The organism is Streptomyces sp. NPDC031121 (assembly GCF_055570615.1).
The window spans coordinates 451,091-475,511 of the sequence record NZ_JBVIGV010000004.1; the positions used below are offsets into that span (position 1 = coordinate 451,091).

The 24,421-nt window shown below is 74.5% G+C and carries 21 protein-coding genes and 2 pseudogenes; 8 read left to right on the forward strand and 15 right to left on the reverse strand.

Annotated elements, in window-relative coordinates:
* Positions 1–221 precede the first annotated feature (221 nt).
* From ACZ462_RS09990 to ACZ462_RS10005, 4 genes and pseudogenes are all read left to right on the forward strand, one after another.
* Complete coding sequence (locus tag ACZ462_RS09990) at positions 222–1,796, forward strand: FAD-dependent monooxygenase (protein WP_467808251.1); 1,575 nt, start codon at positions 222–224, stop codon at positions 1,794–1,796.
* A 192-nt stretch (positions 1,797–1,988) separates the two neighbouring features.
* Positions 1,989–2,159: a hypothetical protein gene (locus tag ACZ462_RS09995; RefSeq protein ID WP_467808252.1), complete on the forward strand. Its 171-nt coding sequence runs from the start codon at positions 1,989–1,991 to the stop codon at positions 2,157–2,159.
* A gap of 10 nt (positions 2,160–2,169) precedes the next feature.
* Positions 2,170–2,409, forward strand: a pseudogene (locus ACZ462_RS10000) (cysteine dioxygenase); the annotation flags it as partial.
* Positions 2,410–2,501: 92 nt separating this feature from the next.
* A pseudogene (locus tag ACZ462_RS10005) lies at positions 2,502–2,854 on the forward strand (rhodanese-like domain-containing protein); the annotation flags it as partial.
* A 46-nt stretch (positions 2,855–2,900) separates the two neighbouring features.
* On the opposite strand, the gene recX reads toward ACZ462_RS10005, so the two are convergent.
* Together recX and recA are read right to left on the reverse strand one after the other, a co-directional pair.
* Positions 2,901–3,473: a recombination regulator RecX gene (gene recX, locus ACZ462_RS10010; RefSeq protein WP_467808253.1), complete on the reverse strand. Its 573-nt coding sequence runs from the start codon at positions 3,471–3,473 to the stop codon at positions 2,901–2,903.
* Positions 3,474–3,477: 4 nt separating this feature from the next.
* On the reverse strand, positions 3,478–4,599 hold the full coding sequence (gene recA, locus ACZ462_RS10015; protein WP_467808254.1) for a recombinase RecA: 1,122 nt from the start codon (positions 4,597–4,599) through the stop codon (positions 3,478–3,480).
* Between the two features lie 235 nt (positions 4,600–4,834).
* Here recA and ACZ462_RS10020 point away from each other — a divergent pair, with 235 nt between their 5' ends.
* The gene (locus ACZ462_RS10020; RefSeq protein ID WP_467808256.1) at positions 4,835–5,596 is read left to right on the forward strand and encodes a Clp protease N-terminal domain-containing protein; all 762 of its coding nucleotides are present in this window, start codon (positions 4,835–4,837) and stop codon (positions 5,594–5,596) included.
* Here the strand turns inward: ACZ462_RS10020 and ACZ462_RS10025 are convergent.
* From ACZ462_RS10025 to ACZ462_RS10045, 5 genes are all read right to left on the reverse strand, one after another.
* Positions 5,550–6,644, reverse strand: coding sequence for an AI-2E family transporter (locus ACZ462_RS10025; protein ID WP_467808269.1), 1,095 nt, complete (start codon positions 6,642–6,644; stop codon positions 5,550–5,552). The two genes, ACZ462_RS10020 and ACZ462_RS10025, sit on opposite strands and share 47 nt — an antisense overlap.
* Before the next feature lie 222 nt (positions 6,645–6,866).
* Positions 6,867–7,061, reverse strand: a complete 195-nt coding sequence (locus tag ACZ462_RS10030; RefSeq protein ID WP_467808257.1) for a DUF3046 domain-containing protein — start codon at positions 7,059–7,061, stop codon at positions 6,867–6,869.
* Positions 7,062–7,092: 31 nt separating this feature from the next.
* On the reverse strand, positions 7,093–7,401 hold the full coding sequence (locus tag ACZ462_RS10035; RefSeq protein ID WP_467808259.1) for an AzlD domain-containing protein: 309 nt from the start codon (positions 7,399–7,401) through the stop codon (positions 7,093–7,095).
* Entirely contained in the window at positions 7,398–8,138 is a 741-nt protein-coding gene (locus tag ACZ462_RS10040) for an AzlC family ABC transporter permease (RefSeq protein ID WP_467808260.1), read from the reverse strand. Before ACZ462_RS10040 ends, ACZ462_RS10035 begins: the two co-directional genes overlap by 4 nt.
* Before the next feature lie 244 nt (positions 8,139–8,382).
* A complete protein-coding gene (locus ACZ462_RS10045) occupies positions 8,383–9,213 on the reverse strand; it encodes an AraC family transcriptional regulator (protein WP_467808261.1) in 831 nt (276 codons plus the stop codon).
* A 120-nt stretch (positions 9,214–9,333) separates the two neighbouring features.
* Between ACZ462_RS10045 and ACZ462_RS10050 the strand changes: the two genes are divergently transcribed.
* The 3 genes from ACZ462_RS10050 (at position 9,334) to ACZ462_RS10060 (ending at position 15,701) form a co-directional block, all read left to right on the forward strand.
* Complete coding sequence (locus tag ACZ462_RS10050) at positions 9,334–13,926, forward strand: ATP-dependent helicase (RefSeq protein WP_467808262.1); 4,593 nt, start codon at positions 9,334–9,336, stop codon at positions 13,924–13,926.
* A 172-nt stretch (positions 13,927–14,098) separates the two neighbouring features.
* The gene (locus ACZ462_RS10055; protein ID WP_467808263.1) at positions 14,099–14,779 is read left to right on the forward strand and encodes a hypothetical protein; all 681 of its coding nucleotides are present in this window, start codon (positions 14,099–14,101) and stop codon (positions 14,777–14,779) included.
* A gap of 121 nt (positions 14,780–14,900) precedes the next feature.
* Positions 14,901–15,701 carry a DNA-formamidopyrimidine glycosylase family protein gene (locus tag ACZ462_RS10060; RefSeq protein WP_467808264.1) on the forward strand — a complete coding sequence of 267 codons (801 nt, stop codon included), beginning with the start codon at positions 14,901–14,903 and terminating at the stop codon, positions 15,699–15,701.
* A 7-nt stretch (positions 15,702–15,708) separates the two neighbouring features.
* Here the strand turns inward: ACZ462_RS10060 and ACZ462_RS10065 are convergent, their stop codons facing one another.
* The 8 genes from ACZ462_RS10065 to ACZ462_RS10100 form a co-directional block, all read right to left on the reverse strand.
* The gene (locus ACZ462_RS10065; protein WP_467808265.1) at positions 15,709–15,963 is read right to left on the reverse strand and encodes a hypothetical protein; all 255 of its coding nucleotides are present in this window, start codon (positions 15,961–15,963) and stop codon (positions 15,709–15,711) included.
* A gap of 156 nt (positions 15,964–16,119) precedes the next feature.
* On the reverse strand, positions 16,120–16,500 hold the full coding sequence (locus tag ACZ462_RS10070) for a helix-turn-helix domain-containing protein (RefSeq protein WP_114054467.1): 381 nt from the start codon (positions 16,498–16,500) through the stop codon (positions 16,120–16,122).
* A gap of 109 nt (positions 16,501–16,609) precedes the next feature.
* Positions 16,610–17,089 carry a CinA family protein gene (locus tag ACZ462_RS10075; protein ID WP_467810000.1) on the reverse strand — a complete coding sequence of 160 codons (480 nt, stop codon included), beginning with the start codon at positions 17,087–17,089 and terminating at the stop codon, positions 16,610–16,612.
* Positions 17,090–17,196: 107 nt separating this feature from the next.
* Entirely contained in the window at positions 17,197–17,874 is a 678-nt protein-coding gene (pgsA, locus tag ACZ462_RS10080; RefSeq protein WP_467882830.1) for a CDP-diacylglycerol--glycerol-3-phosphate 3-phosphatidyltransferase, read from the reverse strand.
* Positions 17,871–19,370, reverse strand: coding sequence for a 30S ribosomal protein S12 methylthiotransferase RimO (rimO, locus tag ACZ462_RS10085; RefSeq protein ID WP_467809826.1), 1,500 nt, complete (start codon positions 19,368–19,370; stop codon positions 17,871–17,873). Before rimO ends, pgsA begins: the two co-directional genes overlap by 4 nt.
* A gap of 113 nt (positions 19,371–19,483) precedes the next feature.
* Complete coding sequence (locus tag ACZ462_RS10090; RefSeq protein ID WP_467809825.1) at positions 19,484–20,374, reverse strand: helix-turn-helix domain-containing protein; 891 nt, start codon at positions 20,372–20,374, stop codon at positions 19,484–19,486.
* 257 nt (positions 20,375–20,631) lie between these two features.
* Positions 20,632–23,418 carry an FtsK/SpoIIIE family DNA translocase gene (locus ACZ462_RS10095; RefSeq protein ID WP_467809824.1) on the reverse strand — a complete coding sequence of 929 codons (2,787 nt, stop codon included), beginning with the start codon at positions 23,416–23,418 and terminating at the stop codon, positions 20,632–20,634.
* Between the two features lie 142 nt (positions 23,419–23,560).
* The gene (locus ACZ462_RS10100) at positions 23,561–24,238 is read right to left on the reverse strand and encodes a response regulator (protein WP_467809823.1); all 678 of its coding nucleotides are present in this window, start codon (positions 24,236–24,238) and stop codon (positions 23,561–23,563) included.
* Between the last annotated feature and the right edge of the window lie 183 nt (positions 24,239–24,421).

A 24,421-nucleotide genomic window follows, 5' to 3' on the forward strand; every position in this document is an offset into this window, starting at 1 on the left:
GGGGGTGGGGGGTTAAAAATTACCGCTGAATCGGGGGGGCCGAACCCAACCCGGGCACGGACCAGGGGGAGGGGGGGAGGGGGGCGGGGCCGGCGGGTGGGGGTGGCCCCCCCCCCCCCCCCCCACCACACGCATGCCCGGGGCGGGTGTCACTTGACGCAGGCACCTCCAGTGGGTTGCATACGTTGTGTGATCACATACCGGACATCGGGAGCCGCCTCGTGGACCCGGTGATCGTCGTCGGTGCGGGGCCGGTCGGGCTGGCCCTGTCCCTCGCCCTGGCCGGCCAGGGCGTGCCGTCCGTCGTGCTCGACGAGGGGCCCGGCAAGGACCTCCCCCGGCCCGCCCGGACGGTCGTCCTCCACGCCGACACCGCCGCCATGGCGCACCGCCTGGGCTGTACGCCCCTGCGCGACGAAGGCGCGTCCTACGCGGCCTGGCGCACGCAGCGGCGCGGCCGCGACACCGGCCGGATCACCTTCGACGACGAGCCGGCTCCGCTGCACGTGCCCCAGCACGCCCTCACCCGCGGGCTGCGCGGCGCCGCCGCGGCCCATCCGCTGGTCACCCTGGTCACCGACAGCAGACTCGACTCCCTGGAGCAGGACGACCGGGGGGTCACCGCGCACATCCGCGGCGCGGAGACCACCTGGTGGCGGGGCAGCCACCTCGTCGGCTGCGACGGGGCGCGCTCGACCGTCCGCAAGCTCCTCGGCATCCGCTTCCCGGGCCGCACCGCCGTCGAGCGGCACGCCGTGGCCGCGCTGCGCACCGAGCTGCCCTGGCCGGGCGAGGCCCTCCTGCACCGCGACCCGCCGCAGGAGACCACCGCCCGGCCGCTGCCCGACGGGGTGTGGCGGCTCGACTGGCTGCTCCCGGCGCGCGGCGAACTCGTCACGCCGGACGCGCTGGTGACGCTCATCCGGGACACGATGGCCTCCTGGTGCGGGGGCACCACTCCCCCGTACGACCTCCTCGACACCGGGGTGCACACGCTGCACCACCGGCTCGCCATCCGCTGGCGGGAGCGCCGCGCCTTCCTCGCCGGGGACGCCGCGCACCTTCTGGGCGCCCTCGGCACGCAGGGCGTCGAGGAGGGGCTCCGGGACGCCGAGAACCTCGCCTGGAAGCTGGCGCTGGCCTGGCACCACGGCGCCTCGGAGTCCCTGCTGGACAGCTACGAGGACGAGCGGCGCACCGCGGTCGCCGCCCGGCTGCGGGCCGCCGACCAGGCCGTGCCCGCCCTGCGCGGAGGCGGCGGGCTGCGGACGCTGCTGCCGGGTTCCCCCCGGGGCGGCGAGGCCCTCCTCACCGACGGCCACCTGGGCCGCGGGCCGCTCGGCGCGCTGCCCGCGTACGCCCCGCCGGTCGCGGTGCGCGAGGTTCCCACGGCGACGGAGCCGGGCGGCGCCGTCGCGAACGTGCCCGTGTCGGCGCCCGACGGGGCGACCGTCCCGCTGCGCGACATGCTCGGCCGGGGCCGGCTGCTGGTGGTGCTCGTCGCCCCGGGCACCGGGGTGTGGGACCGGCGGCACTGGCTCGGCGCCGGGCTGATGCCCCGGCTCGCCGCCGCGGTGAGCGCCCTGCCGGTGCGGGCCGACCTGCTCGTCGCCGACGGCTACCCGGGGGCGCCGGCCCACACCGTGCTGCTCGTCCGGCCCGACGGGCACCTCGCCGCGACGTTCGCGGGCGTACGGCCGGCCGAGCTGTACGAGGCGGCGGACGCCGTCCGCATGGGCGCCCCCGCCGCGCCGGACCGCACCCCGTCCACCACACCCTCCGCCGTGATCGATTGACCGCCCCGCGGTCGCCGTGCTTGACTCGCCGCCCTGACCGGCAGCGACGGCGTGCACCTGTGGCGGAGGGTCCACACGGACCTGGTCGGCTACGCGGGCTGCGTGTGTCGCCGCTCCTGCTGATTCGCCTGTCTCCCCGCGCGCCCCGTCGCGCCCTTCCGCGAACCTCCGGGAACCGCGGCGGTCATCCCCATGCCTGCCACCGCGGCCGTGTCCGCGCACGCCCCTGCACGCCCCGCCACCACCACCGCCGTGACGGCTCCGGAACTCCTCGCCTTCGCCCTGCGCACGGCCGCCGTCGCCGCCCTCCCCCCATCCGTACGAGCGCACCTGGATCCGGCTGGACGGGCCGGGCGGCAGTGAGGCCTGGCTGATCGGCTGGCCGCCCGGGGCGGGGACGGGCCGGCACGACCACGCCGCATCGAGGGGCGCGTTCGCCACCGCCCGGGGCTCCCTCCCCGAGCACTCGCTCGCCGTCCGCCATCCCTTGCGAGGGCTGGCGCAGCCTGGAACTGGCGCCGGGCGCCGACCGCAGCCGGACCCTGGAGGCGGGCACGGGCGGCACCTTCGGGAAGCATCACGTCCACGAGGTGGTCACGAGTCCGCCTGGGCGCATGCGGTCTCGGTGCACGCCTGCCACCCGCCGCTGCCGCTGATCCGCAGGTTCGGACGCAGCGGCCCGGTCCTGACACTGGAGCAGCCCTCCTGGAGCGGGTCCGCGGCACCTACGAGCGGGTCTCGCCGGCGCAGGTGTACGCGGAGTTCACGGCGGGCGGCGCCGTTCTGGTGGACATCCGCCACCAGGCCCTCCGCGAACGCGACGGCCTGGTCCCGGGCGCGCTCGTCGTCGAGCGGAACGAGCTGGAGTGGCGGCTGGACCGCAGGGCTCGCACCGCCTCCCCGAGGCGGTCTCCCACGACCTGCGGGTGATCGTCTTCTGCAACGAGGGCCACGCCTCGTCGCTGGCCGTGGCGTCCCTCCACGCCCTCGGCCTGCACCGCGCCACGGACATGACGGGCGGCTACCAGTCCTGGCGCTGCGAAGGCCGCCCCACCACCGGCCCAGCCAGCCCGCATGTGACGGGCACCCCCGACCTGCGCCCGGTCAGTCCTCCGGGTACCCCGCGCCGGGGCCGAAGCCGTCGTCCCCGCCCTCGGCTTCGAGGGCGCGGCGGACCACGCGCAGGGCCATGCCCTCCGGGTAGCCCTTGCGGGCGAGCATCCCGGCCAGGCGCCGGATCCGCTTCTCGCGGTCGAGGCCGCGCGTGGAGCGGAGTCTGCGCTCGACGAGCTCCCGGGCGGTCTCCTCCTCCTGCTCGAAGTCCAGCCGTTCGAGGGCTTCCTGCACGAGGGCGGCGCCCACGCCCTTGGTGCGCAGTTCCTGCGCGAGGGCCCGGCGGGCCAGGCCCCGCCCGCGGTGGCGGGACTCGACCCAGGCGCCGGCGAACGCGGCATCGTCGATGAGGCCCACCTCCTCGTAGCGGGAGAGGACCTCCTCGGCGACCTCGTCGGGGATGCCCCGCTTGGCCAGGGCGTCCGCGAGCTGGCGCCGGGTGCGCGGCATCCCCGTGAGCAGGCGCAGGCAGATGGCCCGCGCCTGCTCTTCGGGACTCTGGGGCGGCAGCTCCCGCTCGGCCCTCGTCGTGCCGGAGCCGCCGTCCCCGTCGTGTTCCCGCACCGCGTCAGCTCTTGGCGGCGGCGGCCTTGGCCGTCTTCGCCTTCGACGCGGGGGCGGGAACGTTCTTGGCGTCGCCGTCGGCGGCGGCCGTCTCCTCGGCGATGCCCTCCGCGGCGGGCTGGGCCCCCTTGCGGACGCCGACGCCGAGCTTCTCCTTGATCTTCCGCTCGATCTCGTTGGCGAGGTCGGGGTTGTCCTTCAGGAAGTTGCGGGCGTTCTCCTTGCCCTGGCCGAGCTGGTCGCCCTCGTACGTGTACCAGGCGCCGGCCTTGCGGATGAAGCCGTGCTCCACGCCCATGTCGATCAGGCCGCCCTCGCGGCTGATGCCCTGGCCGTAGAGGATGTCGAACTCGGCCTGCTTGAACGGCGGCGCGACCTTGTTCTTGACGATCTTGCAGCGGGTCCGGTTGCCGACCGCCTCGGTGCCGTCCTTGAGGGTCTCGATGCGGCGGATGTCGATGCGCACGGAGGCGTAGAACTTCAGCGCCCGGCCACCGGTGGTGGTCTCTGGGGAGCCGAACATGACGCCGATCTTCTCGCGGAGCTGGTTGATGAAGATCGCGGTGGTCTTCGACTGGTTGAGCGCGCTGGTGATCTTGCGGAGGGCCTGGCTCATCAGGCGGGCCTGGAGGCCCACGTGCGAGTCGCCCATCTCGCCCTCGATCTCCGCACGCGGCACGAGGGCGGCGACGGAGTCGATGACGATGAGGTCGAGGGCGCCGGAGCGGACCAGCATGTCCACGATCTCGAGGGCCTGCTCGCCGGTGTCCGGCTGGGACAGGATCAGGTTGTCGGTGTCGACGCCGAGGGCGCGGGCGTACTCGGGGTCGAGGGCGTGCTCCGCGTCGACGAAGGCGACGGTGCCGCCGGCCTTCTGCGCGTTGGCCACGGCATGCAGGGTCAGGGTCGTCTTGCCGGAGGACTCCGGGCCGTAGATCTCGACGACGCGGCCGCGCGGCAGGCCGCCGACGCCGAGCGCGATGTCCAGAGCGGTCGACCCGGTCGGGATGATCTCGATGGGCTCGTTCGGCCGGTCGCCCAGGCGCATGACCGCACCCTTGCCGAATTGCCGTTCAATCTGCGCGAGGGCGGCGTCGAGAGCCTTCTCGCGGTCGGTGCCTGCCATGGGTTCCACCCGGTTTGCTTGAGTCGATCGCTTCACGTCATTGACGCTAACGCGTGCCACTGACAATCCGCTTCCACGCCCGTTTCGACTGTGGATAACCCATCAGAATGGATGTTCGATTTCCCTGTCAAGCCGACCCCGCAAGGCCCCCGCCGCCCTCCCCCGGGCAGCCGCACCACACCCACTGACAACCATCGGTTGACACTCCAGCGACTGTCAACCTAGGGTTGCATCCATGACGAACCCTTCTCAGGAACCCGTTCGCACGACCGTCCCGGTCCGCCTCGACGACCTGATCGAGGTCATCAAGAAGTCCCACACCGACGCCCTCGACCAGCTCAGCGACGCGGTCGTCGCCGCCGAGCACCTGGGCGACGTCGCCGACCACCTCATCGGCCACTTCGTCGACCAGGCCCGCCGCTCCGGCGCCTCCTGGACCGACATCGGCCGCAGCATGGGCGTCACCCGCCAGGCCGCCCAGAAGCGCTTCGTCCCGAAGGCCGACAAGGAGGGCGGGGCGGGCGACCTCCAGTCCGCCCAGGGCTTCGGCCGCTTCACGCCGCGCGCCCGCAACGTCGTCGTGGCCGCGCAGGAGGCCGCACGCACCGCCGGCAACACCGAGATCAGCACCGAGCACCTCGTCCTCGGCCTGGTCGCCGACCCGGAGGGCCTCGCGATGCTCGCCCTGAGGTCCCAGGGCGTCGCCCCGGACGCCGTCCGCTCCGCCGCCGAGGCCGCACTGCCCGCGCCGGCCGAGGGCGACCTGCCCGCGCTGATCCCCTTCGACGCCTCCGCGAAGAAGGCCCTGGAGCTGACGTTCCGCGAGGCCCTCCGCCTCGGCCACGACTACGTCGGCACCGAGCACGTCCTGCTGGCCCTGCTCGAACTGGAGCACGGCGAGGGCGTCCTCTCCGGCACCGGCCTCGACAAGGCCGCCACCGAGGCGGCCGTCAGCGAAGCCCTGGCAGCCGTACTCGGCGGCGCGGACCAGGCGTAGGGGCTCCCGCGTCGGCGCCCGCCGTCAGCTCGTACCGCCTGACGTACGCGCCGAGGAAGGCCTGCAGCGTGGCGACGGCCGGGATCGCGACCAGCGCCCCGACCGCGCCCAGCAGGGCCGTCCCCGCGATCACCGAGCCGAAGGCGACGGCCGGGTGGATGTCCACCGTCCGCGAGGTCAGCTTCGGCTGGAGGACGTAGTTCTCGAACTGCTGGTACACCACCACGAAGCCGAGGACGTACAGCGTGTACAGCGGATCGACCGTGAAGGCGATCAGCATGGGCAGGGCGCCCGCCAGATAGGTGCCGATGGTGGGGATGAACTGGGAGACCAGCCCCACCCACACCGCGAGCGCCGGCGCGTAGGGCACCCCCAGGACCGCGAACAGCACGTAGTGCGCGAACCCCGAGACGAGGGCCATCAGCCCGCGCGAGTACAGGTAGCCGCCCGTCTTGGCGACGGCGATCTCCCAGGCCCGCAGCACCTCCGCCTGCTTCGCCGGGGGCAGCACCGAGCACAGCGCGCGCCGCAGCCGCGGCCCGTCGGCGGCGAAGTAGAAGGCGAACAGGCCGACCGTCAGCAGGCGGAACAGCCCGCCGAGGACGGTGGCGGACACGTCGAGCACGCCGCTCGCGCTGTCCCGGACGTACTTCTGCAGCCAGTCCGAGTGCAGCAGGCTGTCCTGGATCGCCAGCCGGGACAGCTCGGTGTGGAAGGTCGCGTTGATCGAGCCGATCACCGAGTCGAGGTAGCGGGGGAAGCTCCCCACCATCTCGACGATCTGCCCGGCGAGCATGGAGCCGAGCAGGACGACGAACCCGACGGACGCGACCAGCACGGCGAGGAACACCAGGAAGGTGGCGAGCCCCCGGCGCATGCCCCGGGCCGCCATACGGGACACCGCGGGCTCGATCGCGAGGGCGAGGAAGAACGCGATCAGGATGTTGACCAGCAGCCCGATCAGCTGGTGGAAGGCCCAGCTGCCGAGGCGGTAGCAGGCGATCAGGGCCAGGACGAGGACGACGGCGCGCGGCAGCCAGCGCGGCATGCGCTCGCCGGCGGCCGCCGCGCGCACGGCCGCCGCCGCGGTCGCGGCCGGCCCCGCCGCGGGTCCGGCGGCCGGGCCCGGGGCGGGACCGCCGCCCGCGGGCCGGGCCTCGTCGTCGGTGCGCGCGGGCGGCGGCCCGGTGCGCTCGGTCGTGTCGTCGGTGGCTGCCACGCCGCCCAGTCTGTCCCACCCTCCGGGCGTACGGGCAAACGGCCGCCGGCGTCAGCGCAGCGAATCGGGTACGCCGACGGCGGCGCACACCGCGCGCCACACGTCCTTGGCCTCCCAGCCTGCATCCAGCGCCTCGTGGACGGTGCGCCCGCCGAGCTCCGACATGACGTGGTCCCGCGCGAAGGAGTCGGCGTACCCGGCCCCGAAGTGCTCGGCCATCCGCTCCCAGAAAATCGTCAACCGCATGACCCCAGTATCCCGCCCGGCCGCCGGGACCCTACCCGCCCAGGGCGCGCACGCCCGCGGTGACGGCGACCGCCGCCCCGACCACGAGCAGGAACGGGGCCCGCATCAGCAGCGCGATCCCGGCGGCGGCCAGGCCGGCCGCGCGGGCGTCGAGGACGACCTGCTGCCCGGCGCCGAAGGTCTGCTGGGCGGTGAGCGCGGCGAGCAGGGCGACCGGCAGGAGTCCGGCGAGCCGCCGCACCAGGGGCCGCTCCAGCGCCCCGGCGGGCACGAGCAGCCCGGCCAGCTTGACGGCGTAGCAGCCGGCGGCGGTCAATGCGATGGCGAGCCACACGTTCACTTGCGGCGTCCCTTCAGCCAGAGGATCGCGGGGGCGGCGAGCGCGGCGACGAGCACCGGCAGCCCGGCGGGCAGCACGGGCAGCAGGCCCAGCCCGAGGGCGACGGCCAGCACGGCGACGGCGCGCTCGGTGCCGGTCCGCAGCATCGGCGCGAGCAGGGCCAGGAACACGGCGGGGCCCGCGGCGTCGAGCCCCCAGGCGGCCGTGTCCCCGATCGCCTCGGCGCCGAGCACGCCGAGCAGGGTGGTGAGGTTCCACAGCACGTACAGCGTCAGGCCGGTCACGGTGAACCCGAGGCGCGCCGAGCGGCGGTCGGGCTGGGCCAGCGCGACGGCGGCGGTCTCGTCGATCACCCAGTGCGCGGCGAGCGGCCGCACGGGCCGCGGCAGGGCGAGCAGCTGCGACAGCCGCAGCCCGTAGAAGGCGTTCCGGGTGCCGAGGAAGAAGGCGCCGGCGGCGGCCGTGAACGGGTTGCCGCCCGCGGCGAGCGCCCCGACCAGCGCGAACTGCGAGGCCCCGGTGAACACGAGCAGGCTCAGGACGCACGCCTGCAGGGCGCTCACCCCGGATCCCGCGGCGGTCACCCCGAACGCGAAGCCGGACAGGCCGACGGCCACCCCGACCCCGAGGGCGTCGCGCACCACCTGGGCGCGCGGCCGGCCGGCGGGCGCCGCGGCGCCGCCCGCGCCCGCCTCGCCGTGGGTGTCCCCGGGATCGGGCCGGTCCTGTCGTATCACCGTCTGACGTTCTCGCACGCCGCGACGGTACGCACGGCGGGCGGGGCGGGTCTTGTACGTTCTTGCAGGCCCGGCCGGGCGGCCTGTGCCGCCTCTTTCGGATCTTGCCTGGTCCGCGCCGCCCGGCACCGCGCCTCGCCGCGTTGCCGGGCCGCCCACGTACCGGGACGCGGGCGGCCCTCCGCCTTGCGGTGCACGGCACCGGACGACGCGGGCTTGACCGGCAGGATCCGAAAGAGACGACCTATCCGGCCCGCTCGCGCCGGTAGGCGCCCGGCGGCACGCCGACGATCCGGGTGAAGTGCCGGTTCAGGTGGGGCTGGTCGGTGAAGCCGACGGCGGCGGCCGCCTCGGCCGGTGCGGTGCCCGCGTCCAGCAGGCGGCGCGCCCGCCGGACCCGCGCGTCGGTCAGCCACGTGTGCGGGGGCATCCCGTAGCGCTCGCGGAACGCCCGCAGCAGGGCGAACGGGCTGGTTCCCAGCTCCGCGGCGAGCTGCTCCAGCGTCGGCGGATCGGCCATCCGCTCCAGCAGCACCGCACGGGCCCGCGCCGCGCCCGCGGCTCCGGCGCTCGCGGCGGGCACGGCCGGCAGCGGTCCCGCGTGCCGGGCCAGCATCCGGGCCACCGCGGTGTGCAGCAGGGTGTCGGCGGCGAGGGCGTTGCCCTCCTCGGCGGCCCGGTGCACCTCGGTGATCGTGCGCGCGGTCTGCGGGTCGGCGACGGAGTCGACGGTGAAGCCGGGGGTGCCGCGCAGCCCGGCGATCTCCGCGGCGACGCGGCCGACCAGCTCGCGGGAGGGGTAGAGGGTGGCGTACGCCCAGCCCTCGGGGACGCCGGCGCGGGCGGTGTGCGGCACCTCCGGGTTGATCAGCACGACGCTGCCGGGCCCTGCGCGGAGCGTGCCGCCGGGCAGGCCGACCTCCTCGACTCCGCCGGTGACGGCCGCGATCACGTACCCGTCGTGGGCGTGGCGGGGGAAGGAGTGGCTGACGTAGTGGGCGCGCAGCAGGTCGAGGCCCGGCAGTTCCGCGTACCGCCAGTGCCGCGCCCACTCCCTGCGGTCCGCTCGCCCCACCCCTCCATTCTGCGCGCCGGCCGGGGCCCGCCCTCCCGCGGGTCCGGGCGGGCCGGGGGCGGGGCCGCCGCAGGTGCGCAGGTCGCGGCCGCTGTCGGTGCCGGGGTGCAGGATGGGGGCATGGCCGGCTCTGCGCTCGACGCGTTCTCCCCCGCGACCCGCTCCTGGTTCACGGGGGCTTTCCGTGCCCCCACCGCCGCCCAGGAGGGGGCCTGGCGGGCCATCGGGGAGGGGTCCGACGTGCTGGTCGTCGCGCCGACCGGCTCGGGCAAGACGCTGGCCGCGTTCCTCGCCGCCCTGGACCGGCTGGCCTCCGTACCGCCGCCCGCGGAGCCGCGCAAGCGCTGCCGCGTCCTGTACGTGTCGCCGCTGAAGGCGCTTGCGGTCGACGTCGAGCGGAACCTGCGCAGCCCGCTGACCGGCATCGGGCAGGAGTCGGTGCGGCTGGGGCTGCCGGAGCCGCAGATCCGGGTCGGGATCCGCTCGGGGGACACCCCGGCCGCGGAGCGCCGCGCGCTGGCGCTGCGGCCGCCCGACATCCTGATCACCACGCCCGAGTCGTTGTTCCTGATGCTGACCTCGGCGACCCGCGAGGCGCTGTCCGGGGTGGAGACGGTGATCCTGGACGAGGTCCACGCGGTGGCGGGCACCAAGCGCGGCGCGCACCTGGCGCTCTCCCTGGAGCGGCTGGACGAGCTGCTGCCGCGGCCGGCCCGCCGGATCGGCCTGTCCGCGACGGTGCGCCCCGTGGAGGAGGTGGCCCGGTACCTCGCGCCGCGCGGCCGGGTGGAGATCGTGCAGCCGCCGTCGGAGAAGGAGTTCGACCTGTCGGTGGTCGTGCCGGTCGAGGACCTGGGCGAGCTGGGCGGCTCCCCCGCCACGGAGGGCCGGGAGGGCGGCGACCGTCCGTCGATCTGGCCGCATGTGGAGGAGCGGATCGCCGACCTGGTGCAGGCGCACCGCTCCACCATCGTGTTCGCCAACTCGCGCCGCCTCGCGGAGCGGCTGTGCAACCGGCTGAACGAGATCGCGTACGAGCGCGCCGTCGGCGAGCGGCTGCCGGAGGGTGCACCGCCGGCCGAGGTGATGGCGCAGTCGGGGGCGTCGCTGGGGGCGCCGCCGCTGCTGGCGCGGGCACACCACGGCTCGGTGTCCAAGGAGCAGCGGGCGCTGGTGGAGGAGGACCTGAAGGCGGGCCGGCTGCCCGCGGTGGTCGCCACGTCCAGCCTGGAGCTGGGCATCGACATGGGCGCGGTGGACCTGGTGGTGCAGGTGGAGTCGCCGCCGTCGGTGGCGTCGGGGCTCCAGCGGGTGGGCCGGGCCGGGCACCAGGTGGGCGCGGTCTCGACCGGGGTGGTCTTCCCCAAGTACCGGGGCGACCTGGTGCAGGCGGCCGTCGTGACGGAGCGGATGCGGGCGGGGGCCATCGAGTCGCTGCGCGTCCCGTCGAACCCGCTGGACGTGCTGGCGCAGCAGCTGGTCGCGATGACCGCGATGGACACCTGGCAGCTGGACGAGCTGCTGGCGCTGGTGCGGCGCGCCGCGCCGTTCGCGGCGCTGCCGGAGTCGGCGTTCACCGGGGTGCTGGACATGCTGGCGGGGCGCTACCCGTCGGACGCGTTCGCGGAGCTGCGGCCGCGGGTGGTGTGGGACCGGGTCGCGGGGACGGTCACGGGCCGGCCGGGGGCGCAGCGCCTGGCGGTCACCTCGGGCGGCACCATCCCGGACCGGGGGCTGTTCGGCGTCTTCCTGGCCGGGTCGGACCCGAAGAAGGGCGGCGGGCGGGTCGGCGAGCTCGACGAGGAGATGGTGTACGAGTCCCGGGTGGGGGACGTGTTCACCCTCGGCACCACCTCGTGGCGGATCGAGGACATCACCCGGGACCGGGTGCTCGTCACCCCCGCCCCGGGGGTGCCGGGGCGGCTGCCGTTCTGGAAGGGCGACCAGCTGGGCCGCCCGCTGGAACTGGGCCGGGCGGTCGGCGCGTTCCTGCGCGAGGTCGGCGCGATGACCGCCGAGGACGCCCGGCTGCGGCTGCTCGCGGCCGGGCTGGACGGCTGGGCCGCGGAGAACGTGCTGGCGTACCTGGCGGAGCAGCGGGAGGCCTGCGGGCACGTGCCGGACGACCGGACCATCGTGGTCGAGCGGTTCCGGGACGAGCTCGGGGACTGGCGGGTCGTGGTGCACTCCCCGTTCGGTGCGCAGGTGCACGCCCCGTGGGCGCTGGCGCTGAGCGCCCGCCTCGCGGAGAAGTACGGCATGGACGCGCAGGTGATGCACGGGGACGACGGCATCGTGCTGCGCCTGCCGGACGCCGACCTGCTGTCGGCCGACCTCCTCGACCACGATCCGTCGGCCGTGCACTCGTTCGCCTTCGACGACGAGCAGGCGCCGCTCGGCGCGGCGGACGTGGTCTTCGACCACGGCGAGGTCGCCGGGATCGTCACCGACCAGGTGGGCGGCTCCGCGCTGTTCGCCTCGCGGTTCCGGGAGTGCGCGGCGCGGGCGCTGCTGCTGCCGCGGCGCAATCCGGGCCGGCGCACCCCGCTGTGGCAGCAGCGGCAGCGGGCGTCCCAGCTGCTCCAGGTCGCTTCGGAGTTCGGGTCGTTCCCGATCGTGCTGGAGGCCGTCCGCGAGTGCCTGCAGGACGTCTTCGACGTGCCGGGGCTGGCGGAGCTGATGGGGGACGTGGAGGCGCGTCGCGTGCGGCTGGTGGAGGTGACGACGGCGGAGCCGTCGCCGTTCGCGCGCTCGCTGCTGTTCGGGTACGTCGCCCAGTTCCTGTACGAGGGGGACTCGCCGCTGGCGGAGCGGCGGGCGGCCGCGCTGTCGCTGGACTCTCGGCTGCTGGCGGAGCTGTTGGGCCAGGCGGAGCTGCGGGAGCTGCTGGACGCCGGGGTGCTGGCGGAGCTGGAGCAGGAGCTGCAGTGGCTCTCGCCGGACCGGCGCGCCAAGGACGAGGAGTCCGTCGCCGACCTGCTGCGGCTGCTGGGGCCGCTGACGGACGGGGAGTTGGCGCAGCGGGGGGCGGAGGAGTCGTGGCCGCGGGCGCTGGAGCGGGCCCGGCGGGTGATCCGGGTCCGCATCGCGGGCGAGGAGCACTGGGCGGCCGTGGAGGACGCGGGGCGGCTGCGCGACGCCCTGGGCACCGCGCTGCCGGTCGGTGTGCCGGAGGCGTTCACCGAGCCGGTGAAGGATCCGCTGGGCGACCTGCTGGCGCGGTACGCGCGGACGCACGGCCCGTTCACCACGGTCGCCGCGGCGGCCCGGTTCGGGCTGGGGGCGGCTGTCACCGAGGGGGCACTGCACCGGCTGGCGGCGGCGGGGCGGGTGGTGCAGGGGGAGTTCCATCCGGCGGGCATCGGCCAGGAGTGGTGCGACGCGGCGGTGCTCCGCAGGCTGCGGCGGCGCTCGCTGGCCGCGCTGCGCGAGGAGTTGGAGCCGGTGCCGCCGGCCTCGCTGGCGGTGTTCCTGCCGCAGTGGCAGCACCTGGGCGGCGGACTGCGCGGCATCGACGGCCTGGCGCGGGCGATCGAGCAGTTGCAGGGCGCTCCGGTGCCGGCGTCGGCGCTGGAGCGGCTGGTGCTGCCCTCGCGGGTGGCGGGCTACTCCCCTGCCATGCTGGACGAGCTGACCACCACCGGGGAGGTGGTGTGGGCGGGTGCCGGAGCGCTGCCCGGCAAGGACGGCTGGGTGTCGCTGTACCTGGCGGACGCGGCCCCGCTGCTGCTGCCGCCCGCGCACCCGCTGGAGCTGACGCCGCTTCACGAGGCGCTGCTGGAGGCGCTGTCGGGCGGGTACGGGCTGTTCTTCCGCCAGGTGGCGCAGGCGGTGCGGGCCCGCTTCCCGGCGGCCTCCGAGCCGGAGATGGCGGACGCGCTGTGGGAGCTGGCCTGGTCGGGCCGGCTGACGAACGACACGCTGGCGCCGCTGCGGGCGGTGCTGGGGTCGGGCCGCACGGCCGGCGCCACCGCCCACCGGGCGCGCCGTACGGTGCCCCGCGGGCGGTACGGGTCGGTGGGCGCGGCGCAGGCCGTGCGGCAGGGGCCGCCCACGGTCTCGGGCCGCTGGTCGCTGCTGCCGGAGCAGGCCCCGGACCCGACCCATCGGGCGCACGCGCTGGCCCGGACGCTCCTGGACCGCCACGGGGTGGTGACGCGGGGCGCGGTGGCGGCCGAGGGCGTGGAGGGCGGCTTCAGCGCGGTGTACCGGGTGCTGTCGGCGTTCGAGGACAGCGGGCAGGCCCGCCGCGGGTACGTGGTGGAGGGGCTGGGCGCGGCGCAGTTCGCGATGGACGGTGCGGTGGACCGGCTGCGGTCGGCGGAGCGCAATCCGCCGCCGATGGCTGCGGTGGTGCTGGCCGCGGCGGACCCGGCGAACGCGTACGGGGCGGCCCTGCCCTGGCCGGAGCCCCCGGCGGGCGCCTCGCACAAGCCGGGCCGCAAGGCGGGCTCGCTGGTGGTGCTGGTGGACGGGGAGCTGGTGCTGTACGTGGAGCGCGGCGGGAAGACGCTGCTGGCGTGGCCGGAAGCGGAGGATCCGAGGCTGGCCGCGGCGGCGGCCGCGCTGGCGGAGGCGTCGCGGGCGGGGACGCTCCCGGCGCTGACGGTGGAGCGGATCAACGCGGCGCCGGCGCTGACGTCGCCGCTCGGCGGCGTGCTGGAGGGCGCGGGCTTCCATGCGAGTCCGCGGGGGCTGCGGCTGCGGTCGTAAGGCTTCGGGGAGGTCTCGGCCGTTGCGCTTACGTCGCGCTTATGTACGGAGCATGTCACAGACCCCGTCATGGCTGGAATGTCGCCCCGGGACTCGGCTATCAAGATCCCGCAGGCATCGCTCGTGACGATGCCACATCCACGTGCAGCACCTACATGGGGGACGAAGACCTGTGAGCAACACGCGACGAGCCACCACCGCCGTCATCGGCCTGGCGGTCGCCGGCACCCTGACGCTGACCGGCTGCAAGAACGGCAACGAGGAGCTCGCCCCGGCGCCGTCGGCCCCGGCCTCCTCCGCCCCCGCGGGCGGCGACCAGAGCGCCGCCCCGGCCACCCCGGACGCGGGCCAGAGCAGCGGGGCGCCGGCCGGCGGCACGCCCGCCGGCATGGCCAAGCCCGGCCAGACCTTCAAGATCGGCGAGACGGCCACCGTCCCGTTCGACTACGGCAAGACCAAGGGCGGCACGATCGCCCTCACCGTCACCGCGATCGAGCAGGGCAACCCCTCCGACCTCGACGTCTTCAAGCTCGGCGACCAGGTCAAGGGCAAGGTGCCCTACTACATCCGTTACTCGGTCAAGAACGTCGGCACGGTCGACCTGTCGTACACGAGCGTCGGCCACATGAAGGGCCTGCTCGGCGACGGCAGCGAGGCCGGCAAGCTCTCCGTCATCGGCAAGTTCGAGAAGTGCCCGAACGACTCCCTGCCGAAGGGCTTCACCAACGGCCAGACCGCCACGGGCTGCGCCGTCGCCCTGGCCCCGTCCGCCGACACCAAGGTCTCCGGCGCCGAGTACTGGGGCAACCCGTACAACTCCCTCAGCAACGGCAAGGGCCTCTTCTGGAAGTAACCCGCAGGCCGCGCCCGCGGCCCGGTAGGACCTCCCGGTCCAGGCAGCACGAGCCCCTGCGGCCCCACCCGGCCGCAGGGGCTCAGCGGGTCTCCGGCGCCCGCGGGCCCACAATGGGCCCATGCCCGAAGGAGACAGCGTCTGGCGCGCAGCGGCCCGGCTGCACGCCGCCCTCGCCGGCCGCGAGCTGACCGTCTGGGACATGCGCGTCCCTCGCCTGGCCACCACCGACCTGACCGGACGCACCACTTTGGAGGTCGTCCCCCGCGGCAAGCACCTCCTCGCCCGCTTCGAGGGCGGCCTGACCCTCCACACCCACCTGCGCATGGACGGCGCCTGGCACGTCTTCACCCCCGGCCAGAAATGGCGCGGCGGCCCCCTGTACGAGGTCCGCGCCGTCCTCGGCACCGCCGACCGGACGGCCGTCGGCTACCGCCTGCCCGTCGTGGAGCTGCTCCGCACCGCCGACGAGGACCGCGTCGTCGGCCACCTCGGCCCCGACCTCCTCGGCCCGGACTGGGACGCGGACCGGGCCGCCGCCAACCTGCTCGCCGCCCCGGAGAGGCCGCTCGGCGAGGCCCTGCTCGACCAGCGCAACCTGGCCGGCATCGGCAACGTGTACAAGTGCGAGCTCTGCTTCATGGCCGGGGCGACACCCTGGACGCCGGTCGGCGCCCTGCCCGACCCGCCGAGGACCGCCGTCCGCCTGGCCGCGGCGGCGCAGCGCCTGCTCGCCGCCAACACCGGCCCGGGCGAGGGCCGCAACACCACCGGCAGCCGCCGCCCCGGCCGCGCCCTGTTCGTCTACGGGCGCCTGGGCCTGCCCTGCCTGCGCTGCGGCACGCCCGTGCGAAAGGCCGAGCAGGACGACCGCCCGACGTACTGGTGCCCGCGCTGCCAACCGGGCCCCCACCCGGGCTGACGGCCCGTCATTCGCGGCCGGGGGTTCCCGGCACGCCCTCCGCCGCATCCGGCGCGTCCGCGGCGGCCCCGTCGCCGGACGGGCTCCTGCGCCGGCCGCGGTGCGGCGCGCAGTGGACGGGCAGCACGCCCAGCCCCCAGCCGCCCACGGCCACCGCGCCTTCCAGCGGCCCGGAGGACTCGGGCTCCAGCACCAGCCGCAGCACCGCCCAGCACCAGAGCACGCCCGCCGCCAGCGCGAGGGGCACGGCCAACCGCCGCACGGCTGCCTCCCGGGTTCAGGGCCGCGACCGGACGCGGTCCATCCTCCCGTACACGCCGCGCACCCGCACCCGAAACGGCGAGGAGCCCCGGCCGGTGCTTCCGCACCGGCCGGGGCTCCGGCCACGCTGTTGCCTTCGCGGCGCGCGCACTCGCGCTCAAGCGGCTACGACGTTCACCGCTTCCGCAGGTGCCTTGATGGTCACCCGCTCCGGCCCGCCCGCGACGGACGTCACGGAGACCGAGTTGAGCATCGGGCGTACCGGCACCGGTACGGGTTCGCTTGCCGCGGCCGACTGTGCCAGCTCGGCCAGCGACAGCTCGTCACTGACCTCGCGCATCAGCTCGGACATCCGTACGTCCAACGCGTCGCAGATCGCGGAGAGCAGTTCGGAGGACGCCTCCTTCTGCCCCCGCTCCACCTCGGAAAGATAGCCGAGAGAAACTCGGGCGGACGAGGAGACTTCGCGCAGAGTACGGCCCTGGCGCTGGCGCTGCCGACGCAGCACGTCACCCAGCAGGCGACGGAGCAGAATCATCGGTGGCTCCCTCCTCTGACCGTGTAGCCGCATCCTTCACGCCCCACCGTACCGCCTCGCGCCGCGGCCGTGCGGGGAGCGATGTCGTGTTCACTCAGGGCTGCAAACATCAAATCCCCCCGTTCTGTTCCGTATCCTGCCCCCGCACATTCTCGCGGAGTTCGCTCAAGAGGAGTTCGAGCACTGTGCGTGCACTCTCCCTACGGATTTCCTCCCGGGAGCCGTTCAACCTCAACGCGGCGCTTTTCTCGAACAGCGGTCCGGAAACCGCGACGAAAACCGTCCCCACGGGCTTCCCGTCCTGGGGGTCGGGACCGGCCACGCCGGTGGTCGCGATCCCCCACGAGGCGTCGAGCACGCGCCGCACCCCGGCCGCCATCTCGACCGCGACCTGCGGGTTCACCGCGCCCTCGGCGGCGAGCAGCTCGGCGTCGACGCCGAGCACCCGCGCTTTCACGTCAGTCGCGTACGCGGTGACCGATCCGCGGAACGACCGGGAAGCACCGGGTACGGACGTCAACTCGGCGGCGACCATGCCGCCCGTCAGCGACTCGGCGACGGCGAGGGTCTGGTCACCGTCCGCAAGCAGCCGGAGCGCCTCGGCCGCGGCGACCGCCGCCGTCCGGCCCGCGGGCGCCGGCTCCGCCGCCGTCCGCGGGGCCCCTGCGGCCCCTGCGGAGCCCCCCACCGCCTCCGTCACCTCGCGGCCGCCCCCTCGGCCGCGGCTTCCCGCTCGTCGGCCAGGCCCCTGCGCCGGAGCACGACGGCCTGGCGGATGTAATCCAAACCGGTGACCACGGTCAGCACGACGGCCACCGCCATCACCCAGAACCGCATCGTGGCCAGCGCCCCGGTCAGCGCGAGGACGTACATGCCCACCGCGGTGCCCTGCGCCAGCGTCTTGAGCTTCCCGCCGCGGCTGGCCGGGATGACCCCGTAGCGGATCACCCAGAAGCGCAGGAGGGTGATGCCCAGCTCCCGCCCGAGGATCACCCCGGTGACCCACCAGGGCAGCTCGCCCAGCCAGGAGAGGCAGACCAGCGCCGACCCCATGATCGCCTTGTCGGCGATGGGGTCGGCGATCTTCCCGAAGTCCGTGACCAGGTTGTACGTGCGGGCCAGGTGCCCGTCGAAGATGTCCGTGATCATGGCGACGGCGAACGCGGCCCAGGCCAGCGCACGCCACACCGGGTCGTACCCGCCGTCGGCGAGGAGCAGGAGCACGAATCCCGGCACCAGGACGAGCCGGATCATCGTCAGGATGTTGGCGATGTTCCACAGGCTGGCCTGGTTCACCGCCGCGGCCCCCAGCTTCGCGCCGGGAACGGGCCGGCGGCCGGTCCCGCCCGCCGCAGATGCCGGGACTCCGCTCATCCGGCCGCCTCCTCCAAGTCCAGGGGCTCGGCCACCAGGTCCACGCCCAGCGTGCCGACGACCTTGGCGGTCACCATGCGGCCGGGCACCAGGCCGGTGCTGTCGGTGAAGAGGACCTGGCCGTCGGTCTCGGGGGCCTGGTGCGCGGCGCGCCCGTAGGCGCCGTCGCCGTCCTCGTCGACCGCCTCGACGGATTCGACGAGTACCTCCAGGGTCTCTCCGATCCGCTCCTCCGCGCGCTGGGAGGTGAGCTCCTCGGCGAGGCGCTGCATGTGGGCGAGCCGCTCGGCGATGGTGTCGTCGTCCAGCTTGTTCTCGTAGCCGACGGCCTCGGTGCCCTCCTCGTCGGAGTAGCCGAAGACGCCGATCGCGTCGAGCCGCGCGTGGGTGAGGAAGCGCTCCAGCTCGGCGAAGTCCGCTTCGGTCTCGCCGGGGAAGCCGACGATGAAGTTGGAGCGGACGCCGGCCTGCGGCGCCTTGCCGCGGATGGTGTCCAGCAGCTCCAGGAAGCGGTCGGTGTCGCCGAAGCGGCGCATGGCGCGCAGCACGTCGGGCGCGGAGTGCTGGAAGGACAGGTCGAAGTACGGGGCGACCTTCGGGGTGGAGGTCAGCACGTCGATCAGGCCGGGCCGCATCTCGGCGGGCTGGAGGTAGCTGACGCGGACGCGCTCGATGCCGTCGACGGCGGCCAGCTCGGGCAGCAGCGTCTCCAGCAGGCGGATGTCGCCGAGGTCCTTGCCGTACGAGGTGTTGTTCTCGGAGACCAGCATGACCTCCTTGACGCCCTGCTCCGCGAGCCAGCGCGTCTCGCCGAGCACGTCGGAGGGGCGGCGGGAGATGAAGGACCCGCGGAAGGAGGGGATGGCGCAGAAGGAGCAGCGGCGGTCGCAGCCGGAGGCGAGCTTGACCGAGGCGACCGGGCTGGTGGCCAGGCGGCGGCGCAGGGGCGCTCGAGGTCCGGAGGCGGGCGCGACGCCCTCGGGGAGGTCGGCGGGGGCCTGGACGGGCTCCTGGGCGTGGCCGGGCAGGGCGACGTCGGCGGCCTGCTGGCGCTCGGCGGGGCTGATCGGCAGCAGCTTGCGGCGGTCGCGCGGGGTGTGCGCCTCGACGCTGCCGCCGCTGAGGATCACCTGGAGGCGGTTGGAGATGTCGGCGTAGTCGTCGAAGCCGAGCACGCCGTCGGCCTCGGGGAGGGCGTCGGCGAGTTCCTTGCCGTAGCGCTCGGCCATGCAGCCGACGGCGACGACGGCCTGGGTGCGGCCGCCCCCCTCACGGGCCGCGGTCTTGAGGTCGTTGGCCTCGAGGAGGGCGTCCACGGAGTCCTTCTTCGCGGCTTCGACGAAGCCGCAGGTGTTGACGACGGCGACGTCCGCTTCGGCGGCGTCCTCGACGAGCTCCCAGCCATCCGCCGCCAAGCGGCCTGCGAGCTCCTCCGAGTCCACCTCGTTACGGGCGCAGCCAAGAGTGACAAGGGCGACGGTACGGCGTTCGGGCATGGACTCAAGACTACTTTGTCCGAACGGCGGCCCCTGCCCAAGGCCCGGCAAACCAAGATCCCCGGGGTGCCGTGTGACACCCCGGGGATCCGGAATTCCGCATTCAGTGCAGCTCAGCCTGCCTGGGCCGGTCCCTGGACGGGATCGTCCTTGGTGTATGTGAGGCGTTCCACCTGGCCCGGCCGGAATTCGTCCTTGATCTCCTTGCCGTTCACGAAGATCGTGACGACACCGGCGTCGCCGATCACGAGGTCGATGGATTCCTTGTCGGTGAAGGTCTTGGACTCGCCGATGTCCAGGGTTCCGTCGAAGAGCAGCCGGCCGCTGTGGTCCTTGGCGGAGATCCAGCTGTCGCCGTCGCTGGCGGTCAGGACGACGGTGACGAGGTCCTTGGGCGCTGCCGCGATGGCGCTGTCGGAGGGCTCCGGCTTCGGCGCCGCCGGGCTCTGCCGGGGCTGGGCCGGCTTGCCCGCGGGCTGCTTGGGCGCCGCCTTGGGGGCGGAGGAGCCCTCGGCCTGGGGCCGCTTCTCGCCGGCCCCGCCGCCGAAGGCGGTGAAGCCGACGAAGCCGATCACGGCGACGATGGCGGCGACCATGGCGGCGGTCCAGTTGGGCCGCTGCCGCTCGGGGCGGATGCGCTCCGCGTCGAACATGGGCGCGGCCGGTGTGGGCGCCGGCCGGCCGCCGTGGGCCGCGTCGTACGCCTCGACCAGGGGGGCCGGGTCGAGGCCGACGGCGCGGGCGAGCGTGCGGATGTGGCCGCGGGCGTACACGTCGCCGCCGCACCGCGTGAAGTCGTCGTCCTCGATCGCGTGCACGATCGGGATGCGCACGCGCGTGGTGGAGCTGACCTCGTCGACGGTGAGCCGGGAAGCGATCCGGGCCTTCTTCAGGGCCGTCCCGATGGACGGTCCTTCGGAAGTGCGTTCGGTGGGGCGGTCCTCGGACCGGTCGTCGGTCGAAGGACGCTCATCTTCGGGGGAGTTGGAGATGCCGATGGACACGAGGGCGCCTTTCGAGCGTGTAGCCACCTGCTGGATTCCCAGTCTAGGGGGGTGACGAAAGGGAGGAGCAACCGGAGGGGTGGACTCCGTACGCCATCCGAATGGCGTGCCGGGGTCCGTGCCGTTTCGGCGGCCTCCCGGACCCGCACGCGCTCCGGGTAGGCACCGGACGGTGCCGCCACCCCCTCAACTAGACGTGGGCCCAAGGGAAACGGTTGCCCGCCACATCGCCCCGGCCCGGCCCTCCGCCGGACGGCCTACGGGGCCTCTCCGCGGATGACCGCGAGGACCCCGTCCAGTTCGTCCGCCTTCACCAGGACGTCGCGCGCCTTGGAGCCCTCGCTCGGCCCGACGATCCCCCGCGACTCCATCAGGTCCATCAGCCGGCCGGCCTTCGCGAAGCCCACGCGGAGCTTGCGCTGGAGCATCGAGGTCGACCCGAACTGGGTGGAGACCACCAGCTCGGCCGCCTGGCAGAGCAGGTCGAGGTCGTCGCCGATCTCCTCGTCGATCTCCTTCTTCTGCTGCTGCCCGACGGTGACGTCGTCCCGGAAGACGGGCGCCATCTGGTCCTTGCAGTGCCGGACGACCTTGCCGACCTCCTCCTCGGTGACGAAGGCGCCCTGGAGGCGGACCGGCTTGTTGGCGCCCATCGGCAGGAACAGGCCGTCGCCCTTGCCGATCAGCTTCTCGGCGCCCGGCTGGTCCAGGATGACCCGGCTGTCGGCGAGCGAGGACGTGGCGAACGCGAGCCGCGAGGGCACGTTCGCCTTGATGAGGCCCGTCACCACGTCCACCGAGGGGCGCTGCGTGGCGAGCACCAGGTGGATGCCGGCCGCGCGGGCCAGCTGGGTGATGCGGACGATGGAGTCCTCCACGTCGCGCGGGGCGACCATCATCAGGTCGGCGAGCTCGTCGACGATCACCAGGAGGTACGGGTACGGGCTGAGTTCCCGCTCGCTGCCCGGCGGCAGCTTGATCTTGCCCTCGCGGATGGCCTGGTTGAAGTCGTCGATGTGCCGGTAGCCGAAGGCCGCCAGGTCGTCGTAGCGCAGGTCCATCTCGCGCACGACCCACTGGAGGGCCTCGGCGGCCCGCTTGGGGTTGGTGATGATCGGCGTGATCAGGTGCGGGATGCCCTCGTAAGCCGTCAGCTCGACCCGCTTGGGGTCGATCAGCACCATGCGGACGTCCTCCGGCGTGGCCCGCACCATGACCGAGGTGATCAGGCAGTTGATGCAGGAGGACTTGCCGGAGCCGGTGGCGCCGGCGACCAGCACGTGCGGCATCTTCGCGAGGTTGGCCATGACGTAGCCGCCCTCGACGTCCTTGCCGAGCGCCACGAGCATCGGGTGGTCGTCCTCGGCCGCGTCCGCCAGGCGCAGCACGTCGCCGAGGTTGACCATCTCGCGGTCGGTGTTCGGGATCTCGATGCCGACGGCCGACTTGCCCGGGATCGGGCTGATGATCCGGACGTCGGGGCTGGCGACCGCGTAGGCGATGTTCTTGGTCAGGGCGGTGATCCGCTCGACCTTGACGGCCGCGCCGAGGGTGACCTCGTAGCGGGTGACCGTCGGGCCCCGGGTGAAGCCGGTGACGTCCGCGTCGACCTTGAACTCGGAGAACACGTTGCGCAGGGAGGCCACCACGGCGTCGTTCGCCGCGCTGCGCGTCTTGCCCGGCCCGCCGCGCTCCAGCAGCTCCAGCGCGGGCAGCGCGTACGTGATGTCCCCGCGCAGCTGGAGCTGCTCCGCCCGCGCCGGCAGCGGCTGCGGCTCCGGCGGCGCCTTGGTCAGGTCCGGCACCGACAGCGTCCCCGACGCCGCGGCCGTGCTGTCGTGCGGCAGCACGCCGGCCGGCTCCGGCGCGGCGGCACCGGGCGCGCCGGCGGGCACCCCGGGCCTCGCGCCGGCGCGGGCCGACGGCACGGGGGCCGTGGGCTCCGCATCGTCCTGAGCGGGGGTGATCCCGTGGGTGAGGTCGGCGACCACCGGCGAGGGCGGCATCCCGCCGAGGACGACGCCGTCCAGGGCGGCAGCGGCGGCCGCGGCCACGTCGACGGCGTCCATCTCCCGCTCCACGGCGGGCTCGACCGGGGTCCGGCGCGGCCGGCGCCGGCGCGCGGCCAGGGCCTGCTCCTCGACGTCCACCGGGTCCGGGCCGGCGTCGGCCGGGCCGCCGCGGGAGCGCCACTGCTCGGGGTCGTGGCGGCCGGGCCGGGCGGCGGGGGCCGGCCCGTACTCCTCGTCGTACTCGTTCGGGGCGATGACGCCGAGCCGGATCCCGAGCCGGCGCAGCCGCTCCGGGATGGCGTTGACGGGCGTCGCGGTGACGACGAGCAGCCCGAAGACGGTCAGAAGGACCAGCATCGGCACGGCCAGCGGCGCGCCCATGGTGAAGATCAGCGGCTTGGACGCGGCCCAGCCGATCAGCCCGCCCGCGTCCTGCATCGCGGTGGTGCCCTCGCCCCGGCCGGGCGCGCCGCAGGCGATGTGGACGAGGCCGAGGACGCCGACGGCCAGCGCGGACAGGCCGACGCCGATGCGGCCGTTGGCGTCGGGCTGGTCGGGGTGGCGGATGAAGCGGACGGCCATCACGCCGAGGATGACGGGCACGAGCAGGTCGAGCCGGCCGAAGGCGCCGGTGACCAGCATCGTGACCAGCTCGCCGACGGGACCGCTGAGATTGGACCAGGTCCCGGCGGCGACGATCAGCGCGAGGGCGAGCAGCAGCAGCGCGACGCCGTCCTTGCGGTGGGCCGGGTCGAGGTTCTTCGCGCCCTGCCCGATCCCGCGGAACACCGCGCCGACGGCGTGCGCGCAGCCCAGCCAGAGGGCGCGCAGCAGCCGCACCACTCCCCCGGTCGGGGAGGGGGCGGGCTTCGGCGCCGCCTTCCTGGCGGGGGCCCGCTTGGCGGGCGCCTTCCGCGGCGCCGCGCCGCGTGCGGGGGCCGCCTTCTTCGCCGGCGCCGTCGTACGGCCGGTGCGGCCCTTCGCGGTGCCCGCCGTGCTCTGGGAACCCTTGCCGGACGTACGTGAGGCCATGGGCCCGAGGTTACCGGTGTGCACGCCGGTGGACACGCGTGCCCACCCCTTCACCCGTTCGTGTCGCCCACGGGAGCGCCGGTTTGACGACTCGCCAGACCTTCCGCCCCCTCAGCGCCTGCCCGCGGCGCGGGCGGTCCCGTCAGCTCTGCGCGGGCATGACCTGCGCTCCGCCGCCGGCCCCCGGCTCCAGGGCGTCCAGCGCCCTGCGCAGCCCGGTGAGCTTGCGCTCCAAGTGGGCCGCGGTCGCCACGACGGCCGGATCGGCGGCCTCCTCGCCGAGCTGCTTGGTCAGCGCCTCGGCCTGCCCCTCCACCGCCGCGAGCCGCGCCGACAGCTCGGCGAGCAGCCCGGCGGTCTCCTTGCCCCCGTCGGCCGTGCCGCCGCCCTCCAGCTGGAGCCGCAGCAGCGCCGCCTGCTCCCGCAGCCGGCAGTTCTTCGTGTACAGCTCGACGAACACGGAGACCTTCGCCCGCAGCACCCACGGGTCGAACGGCTTGGAGATGTAGTCCACCGCGCCCGCCGCGTAGCCGCGGAAGGTGTGGTGCGGACCGTGGTTGATCGCGGTCAGGAAGATGATCGGGATGTCCCGGGTCCGCTCCCGCCGCTTGATGTGTGCGGCCGTCTCGAAGCCGTCCATGCCGGGCATCTGCACGTCCAGCAGGATGACCGCGAAATCGTCCGTGAGCAGCGCCTTGAGCGCCTCCTCCCCGGACGACGCCCTGACCAGGGTCTGATCGAGCGCGGAGAGGATGGCCTCCAGCGCCAGCAGATTCTCCGGCCGGTCGTCGACCAGGAGGATCTTGGCCTTCTGCACCATGCCCTGTCCTCCTCGCCCCGGCACGGGGCCTCCCCGGCTCCTGGCACCGGCACGCGCGCCGGGCCCCGCCCCAGAGGACGGCATCCTTGCGCCGCCCGTCCTTGTGCCGGTCATCGTAGCCCCAGTCCCGAGATCGCCACACCCTGTCACCGAGATGTCACTGTGCACGAAACGGAAACGGGC

Excerpts from the sequence above, each read along its gene's own strand:
- ACZ462_RS09995 (WP_467808252.1), top strand. The coding sequence starts at position 1,989 with ATGCCTGCCACCGCGGCCGTGTCCGCGCACGCCCCTGCACGCCCCGCC.
- recA (WP_467808254.1), bottom strand. The coding sequence starts at position 4,599 with ATGGCAGGCACCGACCGCGAGAAGGCTCTCGACGCCGCCCTCGCGCAG.
- ACZ462_RS10020 (WP_467808256.1), top strand. The coding sequence starts at position 4,835 with ATGACGAACCCTTCTCAGGAACCCGTTCGCACGACCGTCCCGGTCCGC.
- ACZ462_RS10025 (WP_467808269.1), bottom strand. The coding sequence starts at position 6,644 with ATGCCGCGCTGGCTGCCGCGCGCCGTCGTCCTCGTCCTGGCCCTGATC.
- ACZ462_RS10030 (WP_467808257.1), bottom strand. The coding sequence starts at position 7,061 with ATGCGGTTGACGATTTTCTGGGAGCGGATGGCCGAGCACTTCGGGGCC.
- ACZ462_RS10050 (WP_467808262.1), top strand. The coding sequence starts at position 9,334 with ATGGCCGGCTCTGCGCTCGACGCGTTCTCCCCCGCGACCCGCTCCTGG.
- ACZ462_RS10060 (WP_467808264.1), top strand. The coding sequence starts at position 14,901 with ATGCCCGAAGGAGACAGCGTCTGGCGCGCAGCGGCCCGGCTGCACGCC.
- ACZ462_RS10070 (WP_114054467.1), bottom strand. The coding sequence starts at position 16,500 with ATGATTCTGCTCCGTCGCCTGCTGGGTGACGTGCTGCGTCGGCAGCGC.
- pgsA (WP_467882830.1), bottom strand. The coding sequence starts at position 17,874 with ATGAGCGGAGTCCCGGCATCTGCGGCGGGCGGGACCGGCCGCCGGCCC.
- rimO (WP_467809826.1), bottom strand. The coding sequence starts at position 19,370 with ATGCCCGAACGCCGTACCGTCGCCCTTGTCACTCTTGGCTGCGCCCGT.
- ACZ462_RS10095 (WP_467809824.1), bottom strand. The coding sequence starts at position 23,418 with ATGGCCTCACGTACGTCCGGCAAGGGTTCCCAGAGCACGGCGGGCACC.
- ACZ462_RS10100 (WP_467809823.1), bottom strand. The coding sequence starts at position 24,238 with ATGGTGCAGAAGGCCAAGATCCTCCTGGTCGACGACCGGCCGGAGAAT.